We start from the raw sequence: 16042 nt of genomic DNA, 5'->3' as shown, positions 1-16042 counted from the left end.
CGAGCCTGACCGGGGGCGCTACCCGGCGTGGCCGGCGTCCGGGTCGGCCCGGGGCGCCGAGGAGGTACGTCGCCAAAGTCCGATCCAGGAGACCAGGACCAGCACGCCGAGCGCTGCCTGGGCGGCGACGAGCCACCGTTCGGGGTAGATCACGCCGGTGAGGTAGTGGTCGATGAAGCCACCCTCGGCCAGCACGTCACGGCCGGCTCGGGCGCGCGCCCAGCTCTCGACTCCGGTCAACGGGCAGTCGTAGCCGACGACTACGGACCCCAGGCCCCACAGCACCACCCCCACGTGCACCGCGATCGTCCGCGGCCATCTCCACGCGAGGAACCCACCCAGGGCGAGGTAGGCCAGGAACAGCAGGTGCACGACGAGCGCGCTCGTGGCCAATCCGTCGTACGTCACCGGGATGCCTCCCGCTTGCAGACCCCAAGGTTCGGTGCCAGCCTACGGCGCGCGGTCCGTCCCGATGCGGGCGTTTTCCTCACCCCCGGATTCGGGTGCCGTCGGGAATGTCCTAGCGCCAATGTGTCATTGTCGCGCAGCCGTGCCCGGAGAAAGGTGCGAGGAGGGCCGGACGACGCACCCTCGGACCCTGACGACCTTGTCCCGGCCCGGACGCCCAGTGGACCGTGGAGGCAGGATGCATATCCGTACCGGATTGGCAATGATCGGCGCCGTCGCCGTGGTGGCGGCGCTCGGCACGACGGGGGCGGCGCAGGCCGACAAGGGCTCAGGCTCTCGCGGCGGCGGGAGCAGCGGCGGCTCCGAGACGATCGAGATCCAGGACGACTGCGACCCCGAGACGTTCAACGCGGCGCTCGGACAACCGGACGCCTGCGTCGGCGACGGGGACACCGAGTTCGAGGAGCTCATCGAGGAGCTCATCGAGGAGGGCGAGGCCGGCAAGTGGCGCAACCACCCCGACGACACCCACGTGGACGTAGGGGAACGGGTCAAGCTCACGAACGTCGGCGGGGAGGCGCACACCTTCACGCGCGTCGACGCGTTCGGCGGCGGCTGCGTCCCGGAGCTCAACGAGGTGCTCGGTCTGGCACCGGCGCCGCCGGAGGTGTGCGGCGCGGCGTTCGCCGGCATCCTGCTGCCCGGCCAGTCGGCGACGGTGCCCACGGCGGACCTGCACGAGGGACACAACCTGTTCCAGTGCATGATCCACCCCTGGATGCACGCCGAGGTCGAGGTTCGCGGGCACGACCACCACTGATCGGGCAGGGCTCGGGGGCCTGACGGGGTGCGCCGTCGGGCCCGGAGAGCCGCAGGGCGGGCGGTGGCCTGGTCCGGCGATGTGACGCTTGCGGGAGTTTTGCGTACTTTGGTCGGATGCTTTCACGCCCCCTCCGCCGTCTGACCGTCCTCGGCAGCGCTGCCGCGCTCGCCCTCAGCGTCGCCGCTCCGGCCGCGAACGCCCACCACGCGCGCCCTCCGGGCCCGGTGAACGCACAGACGACGTACGACTGGGGCAAGCCGATCTGGCAGGACGACTTCGTCGGCCCGCGCAAGGACCTGTGGCGCGTCGCCGGCCGCGGCAACGTGCGCAACCAGCACGGGATGCTGACGCTCAACACCGCGAGAAAGGGCAGTGTGAGCGCCACGCTGAAGGGCACCGGTCACAAGAACGGCCGTTGGGAGATCCGGCTGCGCTCGCGGCAGTACTCCCGCGCGAACGCGTCGTACAAGGTGCGCACGGAGCTGGTGCCGGCAGCAAAGCGGGCGCAGCACTGCGGCGCCCGCAACATCGCGCTGAACAGCTACACGCTGGGCGGCAACCGCGCCCACCACTACATCCGCACGCTGCCGAACCGGCAGGCCGTCTCGCACACAGGCGTGAACCTCGGCACCGACCGCTGGCACACCTTCGCCGTCGAGCTCACCGAGAAGCGGGTCTCCTGGTTCGTCGACGGCCACGTGATCAGCACGACCCGCCGCTCCTCCGCGAACGCGAAGCTGCCCTACACGGTGCGGTTCACGATGGTCGGCAAGCCCGGCGCGCGGATGAACCAGAGCCGCATGCAGATGGACTGGCTCCGGTACTTCACGCTGCGCAAGCCGAACAGCAAGTCGGTCCAGGCGCCGGCGCCGCGCACCGCGGCGTACGCCGACGCCTGCTGACGGACCCCGCACGGGGCTGACGGCTCCGCACCTCCCGGGTTAGCGTGCCCGGGTGAGACGCGCCCCGCACGAGAACGTCGCGACGGTCCTGGTCGACCCGCGCGTGCTCCGCGACGTCGAGCTCGAGCTGATGGCGCTCGATCTGCTCGTGTGGCCGGTGCGGACCGCGCCGATCTGCACGGACGGCGCCCGGATGGCCTTCCAGGTCCGCAACCAGCTCCTCACGCGGCATCGCGGTGAGTGGGACCTCGCGGCCGACTGGACGCCGGTCTGGATCGGCTTCGGGCCCAGCTGGCGCGACGGCGACGAACCGTTGCCGTGGGCGGCGCACGCCACGCTCTGGAGAGTGCTCGACTCCTACGCGGAGCACGTGCGCTTCCACCGCCGGCTCGGCGGCGTTCCGGTGCTGACCGTGCCCGCCGACGTCAGCCGCCGACGGCGGACACCCTGAGCGGGCCGGGCCTGACTCCGACGGCTGGCGATGACCTTTCCGGACGCGGATCGTCCGGATCGCCGGTTAGGGTGCCGGGCATGGCTATCGCACGATTCCCGAGCATCGTCATCGACTGCCCCGACCCCGGCGCGCTCGCCACGTTCTACGGCGCCATGCTGGACTGGAAGGTCGAGATCAGGCCCGACTGGGCCGAGGTGCGGGCTGACTACGGGCAGTCCATCAGCTTCCAGCCGGTCGAGCGCTACACCCGGCCCGTCTGGCCCGGTCAGCAGGTGCCCCAGCAGATGCACATCGACGTGATGGTCGACGACCTCGACGCCGGCGAGGCGGCGGTGCTCGAGCTCGGCGCGACGAAGCACGAGCACCAGCCGGGCACGACCTTCCGGGTCTTCCTCGATCCCGCCGGGCACCCGTTCTGCCTCTGCGTCGACTGATCGGCGAGCCGCTCCACGTCCGTTCGGCGTTGCCGGTCGGCGTACCGTGGAGATGTGCGTGGTGACCGCGTGGAGATCGTGATCGACGCGGGTGGCGAGGTCCGCGGCTACGAGATCGAAGCCACCCGCAACGGGCGCCGGGTCGAGATCGAGACCGGGCGCGGCATCGTCACGGTCTCCGAGGTGACACGCACCGGCACGCCGGTGCGCACTGCGCGTTTCATGGCCAGCCGGATCCTTGCCCTCGTGGAGCACCCCGCGGCCGACCAGAACATCGCCCGCGAGGTCCCCGAGCCGCGCCCGATCCGTTCGTCCGGCTGACGTCCACGGTCCCGCCGAGACGCACCGGCCATACGCCCGTCGGCGCCTAGGACGCGACCTTCCGCGTGAAGCTGAGGTGGGTGACCCCGCTCGGGGCGGAGACCGCCTCGATGTCGTACGCGTCCTCGAGGCCCTCGAGACCGTCCCAGATGCGGGAACCGCGGCCGAGCACGATCGGGACCTGGACGAGATGCATGTGGTCGACGAGCCGGGCGGCGAGGAATTCGCGTACGACGGCGGCGCCGCCGCCGAGCCGGACGTCCTGGCCGTCGGCTGCCTCTCGGGCGGCCTCCAGCGCCTCGGCCGGGGTGGCGTCGAGGAAGTGGAAGGTGGTGCCGCCCTCCATCTCGATCGGGGGGCGCGGGCGGTGGGTCAGCACGAACGTGGGGGTGTGGAACGGCGGGTTCGGGCCCCACCAGCCCTTCCAGTCCGGGTCGTCCTGCCAGCCGGGCGGTCCGAACTTGTTGGCGCCCATGATCTCGGCGCCGATGCCGTAGCCGTTCCGCTGCGCGAAGGCATCGTCGACTCCGGCACTTCCGGACGCGTCCCAGAACCGGGTATCGAACATCCACTCGTGCAGGCGCTCGCCCGCATGGCCGAAGGGTGTCTCAAGGGACTGCGGCTCGCCGGTGGCGAAGCCGTCGAGCGAGATCGACAGGTTGTGGACCCGTGTCAGTGACATCAGCGCGCTCCTCGGTCGTCTACGTGGACTATGCCTCGATGCTGCAGGGATGACCCGGATGCTCGGACGATCTCATCGGTCGCCCAGAAATCCTTGGGCTGAGCAAGCCCTCGGGCCCGGCAAGACCCCTGGGCTGAGCCCTCGGCGGCGGCGTAGGCTCGCCGAGACCGTTGAACTGCACACCCTTCAAGGGGCACCAACATGTCCGGACACGGCCCACAGACCGAGTACCCCCAACACATCGACGGTGCGGTCCTGAAGATCGCCGGCGTGGTGGTGCTCGGCGCGATCATGTCGATCCTCGACATCACGGTCGTCAACGTCGCGCTGCCGACGTTCCAGGAGGAGTTCGGCACGCCGGACAGCCCCGTCTCGTACTCGCACGTCGCTTGGACGGTCACCGGCTACACGCTGGCCCTGGCCACCGTGATCCCCCTCACTGGGTGGGCCGCCGACAGGTTCGGCACCAAGCGGCTCTACATGACCGCGATCTTCCTGTTCACCGCCGGGTCCGCGTTGTGCGCCACGGCCTGGGACATCAACGTGCTGATCGCGTTCCGCGTGCTGCAGGGGCTCGGCGGCGGCATGCTGATGCCGCTGGGCATGACGATCATGACTCGCGCGGCCGGGCCGCACCGGATGGGCCGGCTGATGGCGATCCTGGGCGTGCCGATGCTGCTCGGCCCGATCCTGGGGCCGATCATCGGCGGCTGGCTGATCGATGTCGCCAGCTGGCACTGGATCTTCCTGATCAACGTGCCCCTGGGCATCGGAGCGATCATCTACGCATGGTTCGTGCTCGAGAAGGACACCCCCGAACCCTCGGAGTCCTTCGACTTCCTCGGCATGGCGCTGATGTCACCCGGCCTGGCGCTGTTCCTGTTCGGCGTCTCGTCGCTGCCCGCCGAGGGCGGCGACTTCGGCGCGCCGCGCGTGTGGGTGTCCATGCTGGTGGGCGTCCTGCTGATGCTCGCCTTCGTGTGGCACTCCTTCCGCCCCGCCCACCCGCTGCTCGACCTGAGGCTGTTCGCGAACCGCAACCTCACGGTCTCCATCATCACCATGTTCATGTTCGCCGCGGCGTTCTTCGGCGGGCTCCTGCTGGTGCCGACGTACTTCCAGCAGATCCGCGGTGAGTCGACGCTGCAGGCCGGTCTGCTCGTCGCCCCGCAGGGCATCGGCGCCATGGTGACGATGCCGATCGCCGGCCGGCTCGTCGACAAGATGCCGGTCGGCCGGATCGTGCCGTTCGGCCTGCTCGGCATCATCATCGGCATGTTCGGGCTCACCCAGGTCACCGCCACCACGCCGTACCCGCAGCTGATCGCGATGCTGTTCGTGATGGGTCTCGGCATGGGCGCATCGATGATGCCGCTGTTCACCTCGGCCCTGAAGACGCTGTCCAACCATGAGGTCGCCCGCGGCTCCACCTTGCTCAACATCACCCAGCAGGTCTCGTCCTCGTGCGGCGTGGCGCTGATGTCGGTGCTGCTGACCACCCATCTCAACGACTCGCCGGTCATCCCCGGCACCGAGAACATCCCGGGCCTGCCCGAAGGCCTCACCGAGACCCAGGCGGCGATGCTCTCCAACACCAACCCGGTCGAGTTCGCTCGACTGGGCCTCGATCCCGCCGCCGTGGCCAACGGCCTGGTCGACGCTGCCGCCGCGTTCGCAGAGACGTTCTGGGTCGCCTGGGTGCTCGTCGTGCTGACCCTGATCCCCGCGCTGATGCTCCCGCGCAAGCAGGAGGCGGCCCACCTCCTCGACGACGAAGGCGTGCCCGCGGTCATCGTGGACTGAGTCGCGGTCCGGGTTCGCGGTGCCCCTTAGTCCTCCCGGACCTGAGGGAGAAGCTTTCCCGCCGCGGCCAGGGCGTCCGCACACTCGTGCCACAGCCGAGCCACGAGCTCGGCGGCCGGCACGATGTCATGCACCAGCTCGACGGACTGGCCGGTGAAAGGCAGGTCCTCGTGCCCGCCACCCGCTCGGATCTCCGCCAGCAGCCGCGGGCCGACCGCTGCCGGGTCGACCTGCTCCGGGTCGCGCTCGAGAGCGTCGGTCAGGTCGGTACGCAGGGCCCTGGGAGCGAACGGCGTGCCGACCTGGGGGAGGTTGAACGGCGGCAGCACCCGCTCCGCATGCCGCACCTTCACGGCGTCGCGGGCGTGGGCGGCCACGATCCGGTGCTTCCACGCCTGGTCGACGGTCATCTCGGGGGTGGCGAGAAATCGTGTTCCCAACGAGACGCCCTGCGCGCCCAGGGCCAGCGCCGCGGCCACCCCCCTGCCGTCCCCGATACCGCCGGCCGCGACCACGGGCGTCCCACCGGCGACGTCGACCACCGCGGGCACCAGGACCAAGGTCGATACCCATCCGGCGTTGCCGCCCGCCTCGTCCCCCTGTGCGACGAGGACATCGGAGCCCGCTTCGAGGGCGATCTCGGCGGCGTCGACGTCCCCCACCGTCTGGATCCACAGGACCCCGCGGTCGTGGGCCTCCTGGATGAGGTCGGCGGGGATACCCATGTGGAAGGAGATCGCGGCGGGTCGCAGGTCCAGTGTGGCGTCGAAGGCGGATCGATCCAGCGGCCGACCGGTGTGGTTGACCGCGAACGGCCGGTCCGTCTGGCTTCGGAGCAGCTCCCACTGCTTCCGAAGCTCTGGGACGCTGCGCACCGCCGTACCGAGGCTGCCCAGCCCGCCGGCATTGCTCACCGCGGCGGCCAGCCGCACCTGGTCCCACGGCCCGAACGGGGCCAGGACCAAGGGAAGGTCGATGCCGAGCAGGGAGCACAGCTGGTTCACGGTCGACTCCTTCCGGCAGCCACGATCCCCAGCGAACACCCGATCACCCGGCTCCCGGAAGCCGCGACGTGAACGGGCCAGACCGCGGCACGCACCGGCCCGTGCTCGGGCCGTGCGTCGTAGCGTTCACGGCCCGACGGACGTCACTGCCGGTTCGTGGGTGATTGTCCGCATCGTCCCTTGTGTCAGGGGGCCTCTCGTCCACCAGATGATGTTGCTTTCAACCGCAGTTGTCCTCCGCGAGGTAGTCGCCATACCGTGACCATCGCTGGCACCCTTCCGTCCGCCCATTCGGCCGTGATCACGCATCGCGGCCGTTCGGACGGAAGGGTGCCAGGCACACCTCGGGAGGGACCCCGCATGACCGGGCACTATGTCCATGTACCGACGAGCCGCCGCCGACCACCGACCAGCCCCATCGATCTTGTCCTGATCACCGTCATCAGGGCTGCCGCGGACCGGAGCCGGCCGGTCGAGACGGCCGCTGCCGACGTCCTGGCCGCCGCGCGCGGGAGCTCCCGCATGCTTCGGCGCGCCCGGGTGAAGCTCCTGACCAGAGTCTCGAGTCGCCTGTCAGACATCGACGACCGCGCGCTGGCGACCCTGTCGATAGCCCTCACCCGGTCCCACTCCCCCGCGCCCGGTGTGGACCGGAGCCACCAGAGGTCGCACGACGTCGCGTAGTTGAGCAGCCCTGTCGGGGTCAGTCCCCGCCATTCTTCCGCCTCCGGTAGTGACGCGCGGCGCGAGCCCGGTTGCCGCAGGTCGTGGAGCACCATTCGCGGCGGTTGTGCTCCTTGACGAAGTACAGAACGCACCCCGGGGCGAGACAGGCGCGCAGTCGGGGCTGGCTGCCGCTCGAGAGCATCGTGATGAACTCGGCCGCGAGCAACGACGCGATACCTGTTCCAGCCGGACGAGCGAAGTGCAAGGTCCGGCCGGGTCTTGCGCCGGGGGGCCAGTGGAGGGTCGGCCACGAGGGCGAGGTGGCCGCGACCTGGTTGAGGACCTTGAGCGCCTGGTCGTGCTCGGAGATGGCCGAGGCCGCCGCCGGACGGGGGTCCTGCGTGGATTCGGCAGTCAGCCTTCGCAGAGCATCGCGCAGTCGGCGTAGTTCGATCGCCGTGTTGCCCAGGTCGACCGGCTGGTCGGCCCCGAGCCAGGTTGCGACGCCGGGCGCTTCTCCCGCCAGGCGTGGACCCACGGCACGCAGCCACGCGAGCACCTCCGCGTCAGTGCTGAGTGCATCGTGAACGCCGCTCCGGTCGGCCCAGATGGTGTTCATCAGTTCCACGGGAGGAGGCTCGCCCAGCAGTGGCGCTCGAGTCGGCTCGACCCTGGTGGCCATGACCTCATCCTACCGCACCTAACGGACAGGAACCGTTCCAACCGTTGACAACATCGACGAGCCCAGGCACCACTACTAATGGATAGCAGAACTCATAACCATTAGAAAGGCGAGGGAAGCCCCCAATGTCGAAACTGCCCCCTGTCGACCCCGTCACCGCGACCGGTGCCGCTGCCGCGCTCCTGGCTCAGGTGCAGAAGACCCTCGGCGTGACGCCGAACATGACCAAGGTGATGGCCAACAGCCCCGCGCTGCTCGAGGGCTACCTCGCCCTGTCAGGCGCACTGCGTGGCGGCGTGATCCCGGCGCCGGTGCGCGAGCGTCTGGCCCTGGCCACGGCCGAGGCCAACGGCTGCGCGTACTGCCTGTCGGTCCACACCTACATCGGTGCGAACATCACCCACGTCGATGCCGACGAGCTCGAGCGTGCTCGCTCGAGCTCGAGCGTGCTCGCTCTGCTGATTCGACGGACCCGCACACCGCGGCTCTGCTGACACTGTCCAACGCCGTCCTGGCCGCCCGCGGTGCCATCGACAACGCGGACCGCGACTCCGCCCGCCGGGCCGGAGTCACCGACGCCGAGATCGGCGAGGTGGTGGGTCACATCGCCCTCAACGTGTTGACCAACTACTTCAACATCCTCTGCCAGGTCGACAACGACTGGCCGGTCGTCACTCCGCGCGTGGCCGCGTGACCCGACCCGGAGACAAGAGCAAGCCATGACGACACACCACCCGCCCGTCCCGCCCGGCTTCCACGAAGGCGAGCTCGCCGTGCAGCGGCAAGCCGGGGTCGGCGGCGAGGCCTCACGGCTGCGCCGGATGCTCGTCCCCGCCCACCTCAGCGCAGGCGCGGTCCGCTTCCTGGCCGGCCAGCACCTCGCGATCCTCAGCGGACGCGACCACGACGGCCGCCTGTGGACCTCACCCCTCAGCGGACCCGCCGGGTTCCTCGAGGCCACCGGCACCGACACCCTCCGCGTGCACACCACGCCGCGTCCCGGTGACCCACTTCGCGACCTGGATGCCGACCAGCCGGTCGGGCTGCTGGTCATCGACTTCGCCAGGCGTCGGCGCTTCCGGATCAACGGCTGGCTTGCCGCGACAGCGCACGGGCCCGCGGCAGGGCTCACCATCGAGGCGGACCAGGCCTACGGCAACTGCCCCCAGTACATCCAGCGGCGCGACCTCACCCACGACCCCGTCGGGAACGCCGATCCCGACAGCGCGATGAGCGCATCGAGGGTCACTACGGATGGCGCACGGCTGAACGTTGACGACATCGCCCAGGTCACCACCGCGGACACGTTCTTCCTCGGCACCACCCACCCGAACCGCGGCCAGGACGCCTCCCACCGCGGTGGGCCGCCCGGATTCGTCCGGGTCGACGACGACGGTCATCTGTGGTGGCCGGACTACGAGGGCAACAACATGTTCAACAGCTTCGGCAACCTCGCGGTCGACCCGACCGCCGCACTGCTCTTCTGCGACTTCGACACCCGCCGCACCCTCCACCTCTCCGGCACGGCCCGGGTGGATCACACGGCTCGCGGTGCTGCCGGCGACGACGGCGGGACCGGCCGCCGCGCGTCCTTCACCGTTGAGCGCACCCGTATCGGGGCACCCCTCTCCCTGCGTGTCGCTCACACCGCTGGCTACCCCGCGATCCTGCGCTGACCGCTTGACCCCGCCCACGGCATCAACCCGACTGGGAAGACCCCGCGTCCCAGACTTCGACGTCGGCCGACGGCGTGCCTCCTAGCCGTGCGCCATGTCCACGAATCGTGAGTAGTGGCCCTGGAACGCGACCACGACGTCACGAGTCGGACCGTTGCGGTGCTTCGCCACGATCAGGTCGGCCTCACCCGGCCGGGTGGACTCCTTCTCGTAGACGTCCTCGCGGTGCAGCAGGATCACCATGTCGGCGTCCTGCTCGATCGAGCCGGACTCGCGCAGGTCGGACATCATCGGGCGCTTGTCGGAGCGCTGCTCGGGGCCACGGTTGAGCTGGGAGAGGGCGATGATCGGCACGTCGAGCTCCTTGGCGAGCAGCTTGATCTGCCGGGAGAACTCGGAGACCTCGAGCTGGCGCGACTCGACCTTCTTGCCCGAGCTCATCAGCTGCAGGTAGTCGATCACGATCAGTCGCAGGTCGTGGCGCTGCTTGAGCCGCCGCGCCTTGGCGCGGATCTCCATCATCGTCATGTTGGGCGAGTCGTCGATGAACATCGGCGCCGACGACACCTCGCCCATCTTCCGGGCCAGCTTGGCCCAGTCCTCGTCGTTCATGTGGCCGTTGCGCATGTGGTTGAGCGGGATCCGGGCCTCCGCCGAGAGCATGCGCATCGTGATCTCGGTGCGGGTCATCTCCAGCGAGAAGATGACGCTGGTGAGGTTGTGGTGGATCGACGCCGCGCGGCAGATGTCGAGCCCCAGCGTCGACTTGCCGACCGCGGGACGCGCCGCGACGATGATCATCTGGCCGCCGTGCAGTCCGTTGGTGAGCTCGTCGAGGTCGGCGAAGCCGGTCGGGACGCCGACCATCTGGCCGTCGTGGTTGGAGATCGCCTCGATCTCGTCGAGCGCCGACTCCATGATGTCGCTCAGCGGCGCGTAGTCCTCGGACGTCCGGCGGTCGGTGACGCCGTAGACCTCGGCCTGCGCCCGGTCGACCACGTCGTCGACCTGGCCCTCCCCGGCGTACCCCATCTGCGCGATCCGGGTGCCGGCGTCGACCAGCCGCCGCAGGATCGCCTTCTCCCGCACGATCTCGGCGTAGTAGCCGGCGTTGGCCGCGATCGGGACGCTGGCTGACAGCGTGTGGAGGTACGGCGCGCCGCCGACCCGGACCAGGTCGCCGCGACGCTGCAGCTCGGCCGCGGTCGTGACCGGGTCGACCGGCTCCCCGCGGCCGTAGAGGTCGACCATCGCATCGAAGATCGTCTCGTGTGCGGGTCGGTAGAAGTCGGTGCCGCGGACCGACTCGATGACGTCGGCGATCGCGTCCTTGGACAGCAGCATCGAGCCCAGCACGCTCTGTTCGGCGTCGTTGTCCTGCGGCGGGGTGCGGTCGGCGTAGCCGCCGGATCGTCCGGACGGGACGCCGGCCGCGGACTCGAGCTCCTCCCACGGCGGCGCCGCGGTGGAGAAGTCGGTGCTCGAGCTCATCGTGCTCCCATCTCGGACGGCCTCCCGATGGCCTGGTGCGACTGTACGGAGACCCACCCCCGAATCGGGCGGCGTCCGCGCGCGGGCGCGTCGCGGGTGCCGGGACGTACGGCAGGGGAGGTCGAGGCAGGCGAAAGCGCATGCCGAAGGCCGGGGTGCCGGGGTGTCGGGGGTCCGCGTCGTGACTACGCGAGCCCAGACACTACGGGCGCCGGGGGGCGCACGGAAGTCCGTCATCCACAGGCCCTGTGGACAAGTAGGCGGTGCGTGTGGAACACGCCCGCCGGACATGTGCACAGGCTGTTGACACGACTGTGGAGAGAATCCGTACAGAAGCCGCGTACACCCTGCTGACCTGCGGAAACGTCGGCCCGAGGGTGTGCACATCAGAAACCTTCCACCCTTTTCGTCCACCTGGCGGACCCGCGCCGTTCACCACTTCGGACCGCGACCGGGCGGGTCGGGGTGCCAGGAGTATTCACAGGTGATGACTAGTTACACACAGCCCGGACGGACTAGTTAGCGTCATAGTCAATAGCCATGACTGTCCCTTACTGATCGCGTATGCTGGCTCGGTGACCCGGACCGACCCGCCGACCACCGCCACCGGCGGCACCGGCACCGCCGCCGGGCACGACCGCGAAATCCTCCGGCTCGCGGTCCCGGCGTTCCTCGCCTTGGTCGCCGAGCCGATGTTCCTGCTCGCGGACGCGGCGATCGTCGGGCACCTCGGCACCCCCGAGCTGGCCGCCCTCGGGATCGCCGGGGCGGTCGTGCAGACCGCGGTGGGTCTGTGCATATTCCTCGCCTACGGCACCACCGCGTCGGTGGCCCGTCGCATCGGTGCCGGCGACGTCCGCGGCGCCCTTGCCCAAGGCATCGACGGCATCTGGCTCGCCCTGCTGATCGGAGTGCCGACCACGGTGCTCGGCATCGCGGGCACCGGCCCGCTCGTGGCGCTCTTCGGCCCGGACCCGGTCGTGACCGACCACGCCACGACGTACCTGCGCTGGGCGTTCCTCGGCGTCACCCCGCTGCTGGTCATGCTGGCTGCCACCGGCATCCTCCGCGGCCTCCAGGACACCCGCACCCCGCTCGTGGTCGCGGTCGCCGGCAACGTGCTCAACGTCCTGCTCAACGTCGCGCTCGTCTACGGGCTCGACCTCGGCATCGCGGGCTCCGCCATCGGCACCGACCTCGCCCAGCTCGCCTCGGCGGGGGCGCTGGTCGCGGTCGTGGTCCGGGCCGCCCGGCGCGAGGGCACCTCCCTGCGTCCGGACCTGCCCGGCGTGCGCCGGGCCGCGCACGCTGGGGTGGCCCTCGTCGTACGAACTCTGACGCTGCGCGCCTCGCTGCTGGTGATGACGTACGGCGCGGCCGCCCTCGGCGCCACCGCGACCGCCACGCACCAGCTGGCGATGACGATCTGGGTGTTCCTCGCGTTCGCCCTCGACGCCATCGCGATCGCCGCACAGGCCATCACCGGTCGCTATCTGGGGGCCGACGACCTCGCCGGCACCCGGGCCGTGACCCGGGTGATGGTGCGCTGGGGGTTGTGGTCCGGGGTGGTGACCGGCATCGGCCTGGCCGCCCTTGCCGGCGTGCTGGGGCCGCTGTTCACCCCCGATCCCGCGGTGCACGACATGCTCTGGCCGGTGCTGCTCGTGGCGGCGGTGTTCCAGCCGGTCGCGGGCGTCGTCTTCGTGCTCGACGGCGTGCTGATCGGCGCCGGCGACGGCCGCTACCTGGCCTGGGGCGGTGTCGTCGTACTCGCCGCGTTCGCACCGCTCGCCTGGCCGGCCGTGCTGCTCCCGGCCGACGCCGGCGCCGGGCTGCTGTGGCTGTGGGTCGCGTTCGGGCTCGGCTTCATGGGCAGCCGCGCCGTGGTGCTGCTGCACCGCGCCCACGGCGACCGGTGGATGGTGACCGGCGCCGGCTGACGGGCCGGTCGCAAGGCCGTCACGGAGCGGGCCATGGGATTCATCGACGCTCCCCGGCTGGGTGGTCGTGCTCGCCGGCCTGCTGCCGCGACACCGCTGTCTGACCCCCACACGTGCTGCAACGGGTGCACAGCCCTGCAAATCGGACGGATCGGTCCGGTACTAGGACCATGGTCCACTACTGCGCCGATGCGGCCTCCGTCATCGTCTGTGGTGGAGGCGGTCACCGATCTGAAGCCCCCCGGATCGGATCCAAGAGCCGATACCTCTAGCCCCCACCGCCGTGGGGACGTGTTGCCCCCCACGTCCCAACGTCCCCACGGCGCCCCCCTTCCCGCGCACGTCTCCGTGTCGACCCCCGTGGCCCTCACCCGAACGGCACGGAACGCAGCGAGGGCCGCTCCCGTCGGGAGCGGCCCTCGTGGTCCTTCGGCGGTCGAACCGTCAGGTGGTGCGTGATGGTGCGGTGAGTGGCGCCGCCTCAGGCGGGGACCACGTTGAGGTTGACGGTCGCGTCGACGTCGTCGTGCACCTTGACCGTCACCTGGTGGGTGCCCAGCGACTTGATCGGGTTGCCGACGATGATCTTGCGCTTGTCGACCTCGGCCCCGGCCTGGGTGATCGCGGAGGCGATGTCACCGACGGTCACGGCGCCGAACAGGCGACCGCCCTCGCCGGCGCGGACCGGGAGGTTGAAGGTCGTCCCCTCGAGCTTGGCCTTGACCTCCTGCGCGTGGTCGAGGTCGCGGACCTCACGGGTGGACCGGGCAGCCTTGATCGACTCCACGGTGCGCTCGCCGCCCTTGGTCCAGCGGATCGCGAACCCGCGCGGGACGAGGAAGTTGCGGCCGTAGCCGTCCTTCACCTCGACGATGTCGCCGGGGGAACCGAGGCCGGAGACCTCCTGGGTCAGGATGAGCTTCATCAGTGGACCCCCTCAGCGAGCCGTGGACGTGTAGGGCAGGAGTGCGACCTCGCGGGCGTTCTTGACCGCGATGGCGACGTCGCGCTGGTGCTGCACGCAGTTGCCGGTCACCCGACGCGCGCGGATCTTGCCGCGGTCGGAGATGAACTTGCGGAGAAGCGTCGTGTCCTTGTAGTCGACGTAGGACACCTTCTCCTTGCAGAACTGGCAAACCTTCTTCTTCGGCTTGCGGAGTACTGGCTTGGCCATTGTGGTGCTTCCTTTCGTGAAGCCCGGCGTGCGCCGGAATGGTCGTCAGTTGATGTGGATGAGTGGTCTCGACAAGCTCGACCACCCGTAGGGGACTCAGATCAGAAGGGAGGCTCCTCCGAGGAGCCACCGGCGCCACCGGACGCCCAGGGGTCGTTGGACTGCTGGCCGGAGCCGCCGCCGTAACCGCCCTGGCCGCCGCCACCCTGCTGGCCGCCCCAGCTGCCGCCGGACCCGGCAGCCTGCTGGGCGCCGCCCTGGCCGCCGCCTGACGCCCACGGGTCGTCGCCGCCGGAGAAGCCGCCGCCCTGACCGCCGCCGCTGCGGGTGGTCTTGGTGACCTTGGCCGTCGCCATCTTGAGGCTCGGGCCGACCTCCTCGACGTCGATCTCGAAGACGGTGCGCTTCTCACCCTCGCGGGTCTCGTAGGAGCGCGCCTTCAGCCGGCCCTGGACGATGACCCGCATGCCCCGCTGCAGCGACTCGGCGGCGTTCTCGGCCGCCTGGCGCCACACCGAGCAGTTGAGGAACAGGGTCTCCTGGTCCTTCCACTCGCTGGTCTGCTTGTCGAACGTGCGGGGCGTCGACGCAACGGTGAAGTTGGCCACCGCCGCACCCGAGGGGGTGAAGCGGAGCTCGGGGTCGGCGGTGAGGTTGCCGACGACGGTGATCGGGGTTTCGCCTGCCATGTCAGGCCTCCAGTCTCGAGTAGCGACTCAGTGACGACCGGGGGAATCGGTCCTCGGGGGACTTCTCTGATCGCGGGTGTGCGTCAGCGAATGTCGGGACGAATGACCTTAGTGCGCAGCACCGACTCGTTCAGACCGAGCTGACGGTCGAGCTCCTTCACCGTGGCCGGCTCGGCCTGCAGCTCGATGACGGCGTAGATGCCTTCGGGCTTCTTGTCGATCTCGTAGGCGAGACGGCGACGTCCCCAGACGTCGACCTTCTCCACCGAGCCACCGTCCTGACGGACGACGTTGAGGTACGTGTCGAGCGAAGGCGCAACAGTGCGCTCTTCAAGATCGGGGTCGAGGATGACCATCACTTCGTAGGCACGCAAAGCGGTCTCCACCTCCTTCGGACTCAGAGCGGCCACGGCGTTTCCGTGACAGGAGGGCTTGTGCGTCTGCCGGTCCGACCGGAGGCCGGTCCCGACACATCGGCGGCCCGACGCCCAGTCATGTCCTGGGGTCGAGCCGATCGACGTTCCAGGGTATCAGCGGGCCGCCGGGCGGGAGAAATCGTCGTCCACAGCCCCGCATGCGGCACCGCCGCCCGGCTGCCGCGTCGGCGGGCTCTCCTAGGCTGAGGGCATGTTGATCGGTGCGCACGTCGACCAGACCGACCCGGTGGCGGAGGCCCAGGCCCGCGGTGCCGACCTGGTGCAGTTCTTCCTCGGGGACCCGCAGGGCTACAAGGGCCCCGAGATCCGGTACGCCGGAGGGGCCGAGGCCCTCCGCGACGACGCGGCCGCGGCCGGCGTCGCGCTCTACGTCCACGCGCCCTACATCGTCAACGTGGCCACCACCAACAACCGCATCCGGATCCCGAGCCGCAAGCTGCTCCAGCAGCACGTCGA

General features: G+C 70.0%; 18 protein-coding genes and 1 pseudogene. 10 read left to right on the top strand and 9 right to left on the bottom strand.

Annotated features, from left to right (window positions below; genetic code table 11):
• Positions 1-18: 18 nt before the first annotated feature.
• Positions 19-408: a DUF2784 domain-containing protein gene (locus VFH10_RS04145; protein ID WP_325126235.1), complete on the bottom strand. Its 390-nt coding sequence runs from the start codon at positions 406-408 to the stop codon at positions 19-21.
• Between the two features lie 262 nt (positions 409-670).
• On the opposite strand from VFH10_RS04145, the gene VFH10_RS04140 reads away from it, so the two are divergent.
• The 5 genes from VFH10_RS04140 to VFH10_RS04120 all read left to right on the top strand — a co-directional run bounded on the left by VFH10_RS04140 (position 671) and on the right by VFH10_RS04120 (position 3342).
• Positions 671-1228, top strand: coding sequence for a hypothetical protein (locus VFH10_RS04140; RefSeq protein ID WP_325126232.1), 558 nt, complete (start codon positions 671-673; stop codon positions 1226-1228).
• Between the two features lie 116 nt (positions 1229-1344).
• On the top strand, positions 1345-2133 hold the full coding sequence (locus tag VFH10_RS04135) for a family 16 glycosylhydrolase (RefSeq protein ID WP_325126230.1): 789 nt from the start codon (positions 1345-1347) through the stop codon (positions 2131-2133).
• A 52-nt stretch (positions 2134-2185) separates the two neighbouring features.
• Positions 2186-2584 carry a hypothetical protein gene (locus tag VFH10_RS04130; protein ID WP_325126228.1) on the top strand — a complete coding sequence of 133 codons (399 nt, stop codon included), beginning with the start codon at positions 2186-2188 and terminating at the stop codon, positions 2582-2584.
• An 80-nt stretch (positions 2585-2664) separates the two neighbouring features.
• Positions 2665-3021, top strand: a complete 357-nt coding sequence (locus tag VFH10_RS04125) for a VOC family protein (RefSeq protein ID WP_325126226.1) — start codon at positions 2665-2667, stop codon at positions 3019-3021.
• Between the two features lie 54 nt (positions 3022-3075).
• Positions 3076-3342: a hypothetical protein gene (locus VFH10_RS04120; RefSeq protein ID WP_325126224.1), complete on the top strand. Its 267-nt coding sequence runs from the start codon at positions 3076-3078 to the stop codon at positions 3340-3342.
• Positions 3343-3388: 46 nt separating this feature from the next.
• On the opposite strand, the gene VFH10_RS04115 is transcribed toward VFH10_RS04120, so the two are convergent.
• Positions 3389-4024, bottom strand: a complete 636-nt coding sequence (locus VFH10_RS04115) for a dihydrofolate reductase family protein (RefSeq protein ID WP_325126223.1) — start codon at positions 4022-4024, stop codon at positions 3389-3391.
• Positions 4025-4225: 201 nt separating this feature from the next.
• On the opposite strand from VFH10_RS04115, the gene VFH10_RS04110 reads away from it, so the two are divergent.
• Positions 4226-5827, top strand: a complete 1602-nt coding sequence (locus VFH10_RS04110; RefSeq protein ID WP_325126221.1) for a DHA2 family efflux MFS transporter permease subunit — start codon at positions 4226-4228, stop codon at positions 5825-5827.
• Between the two features lie 26 nt (positions 5828-5853).
• Here VFH10_RS04110 and VFH10_RS04105 read toward each other — a convergent pair whose 3' ends face one another.
• Complete coding sequence (locus tag VFH10_RS04105) at positions 5854-6831, bottom strand: nitronate monooxygenase (RefSeq protein WP_325126219.1); 978 nt, start codon at positions 6829-6831, stop codon at positions 5854-5856.
• Between the two features lie 703 nt (positions 6832-7534).
• Positions 7535-8125, bottom strand: coding sequence for a CGNR zinc finger domain-containing protein (locus VFH10_RS04100; RefSeq protein ID WP_325126217.1), 591 nt, complete (start codon positions 8123-8125; stop codon positions 7535-7537).
• A gap of 179 nt (positions 8126-8304) precedes the next feature.
• Between VFH10_RS04100 and VFH10_RS04095 the strand changes: the two genes are divergently transcribed.
• Together VFH10_RS04095 and VFH10_RS04090 are read left to right on the top strand one after the other, a co-directional pair.
• Entirely contained in the window at positions 8305-8673 is a 369-nt protein-coding gene (locus VFH10_RS04095) for a carboxymuconolactone decarboxylase family protein (protein ID WP_325126215.1), read from the top strand.
• A 225-nt stretch (positions 8674-8898) separates the two neighbouring features.
• On the top strand, positions 8899-9855 hold the full coding sequence (locus VFH10_RS04090) for a pyridoxamine 5'-phosphate oxidase family protein (protein ID WP_325126213.1): 957 nt from the start codon (positions 8899-8901) through the stop codon (positions 9853-9855).
• 81 nt (positions 9856-9936) lie between these two features.
• Here VFH10_RS04090 and dnaB read toward each other — a convergent pair whose 3' ends face one another.
• Positions 9937-11346 carry a replicative DNA helicase gene (dnaB, locus tag VFH10_RS04085; RefSeq protein WP_325126211.1) on the bottom strand — a complete coding sequence of 470 codons (1410 nt, stop codon included), beginning with the start codon at positions 11344-11346 and terminating at the stop codon, positions 9937-9939.
• Positions 11347-11921: 575 nt separating this feature from the next.
• Between dnaB and VFH10_RS04080 the strand changes: the two genes are divergently transcribed.
• Positions 11922-13286 (top strand): MATE family efflux transporter, encoded by a 1365-nt coding sequence (locus tag VFH10_RS04080; protein WP_325126209.1) that lies wholly within the window; start codon positions 11922-11924, stop codon positions 13284-13286.
• A gap of 481 nt (positions 13287-13767) precedes the next feature.
• Here the strand turns inward: VFH10_RS04080 and rplI are convergent, their stop codons facing one another.
• The 4 genes from rplI to rpsF form a co-directional block, all read right to left on the bottom strand.
• On the bottom strand, positions 13768-14211 hold the full coding sequence (gene rplI, locus VFH10_RS04075) for a 50S ribosomal protein L9 (RefSeq protein ID WP_325126207.1): 444 nt from the start codon (positions 14209-14211) through the stop codon (positions 13768-13770).
• A 12-nt stretch (positions 14212-14223) separates the two neighbouring features.
• The gene (gene rpsR, locus VFH10_RS04070) at positions 14224-14460 is read right to left on the bottom strand and encodes a 30S ribosomal protein S18 (protein WP_187580252.1); all 237 of its coding nucleotides are present in this window, start codon (positions 14458-14460) and stop codon (positions 14224-14226) included.
• Positions 14461-14561: 101 nt separating this feature from the next.
• Positions 14562-15149 carry a single-stranded DNA-binding protein gene (locus tag VFH10_RS04065; protein WP_325126198.1) on the bottom strand — a complete coding sequence of 196 codons (588 nt, stop codon included), beginning with the start codon at positions 15147-15149 and terminating at the stop codon, positions 14562-14564.
• A gap of 83 nt (positions 15150-15232) precedes the next feature.
• Positions 15233-15523, bottom strand: coding sequence for a 30S ribosomal protein S6 (gene rpsF / locus VFH10_RS04060; RefSeq protein ID WP_325126196.1), 291 nt, complete (start codon positions 15521-15523; stop codon positions 15233-15235).
• A 253-nt stretch (positions 15524-15776) separates the two neighbouring features.
• Here rpsF and VFH10_RS04055 point away from each other — a divergent pair.
• Positions 15777-16042, top strand: a pseudogene (locus VFH10_RS04055) (deoxyribonuclease IV); the annotation flags it as partial.

Source organism: Nocardioides sp. (assembly GCF_035697785.1).
Lineage (GTDB): Bacteria > Actinomycetota > Actinomycetes > Propionibacteriales > Nocardioidaceae > Nocardioides_B.
The sequence above is the reverse complement of the archived record's forward strand: the minus strand, read 5'-3'. Positions and strand labels throughout refer to the sequence as shown.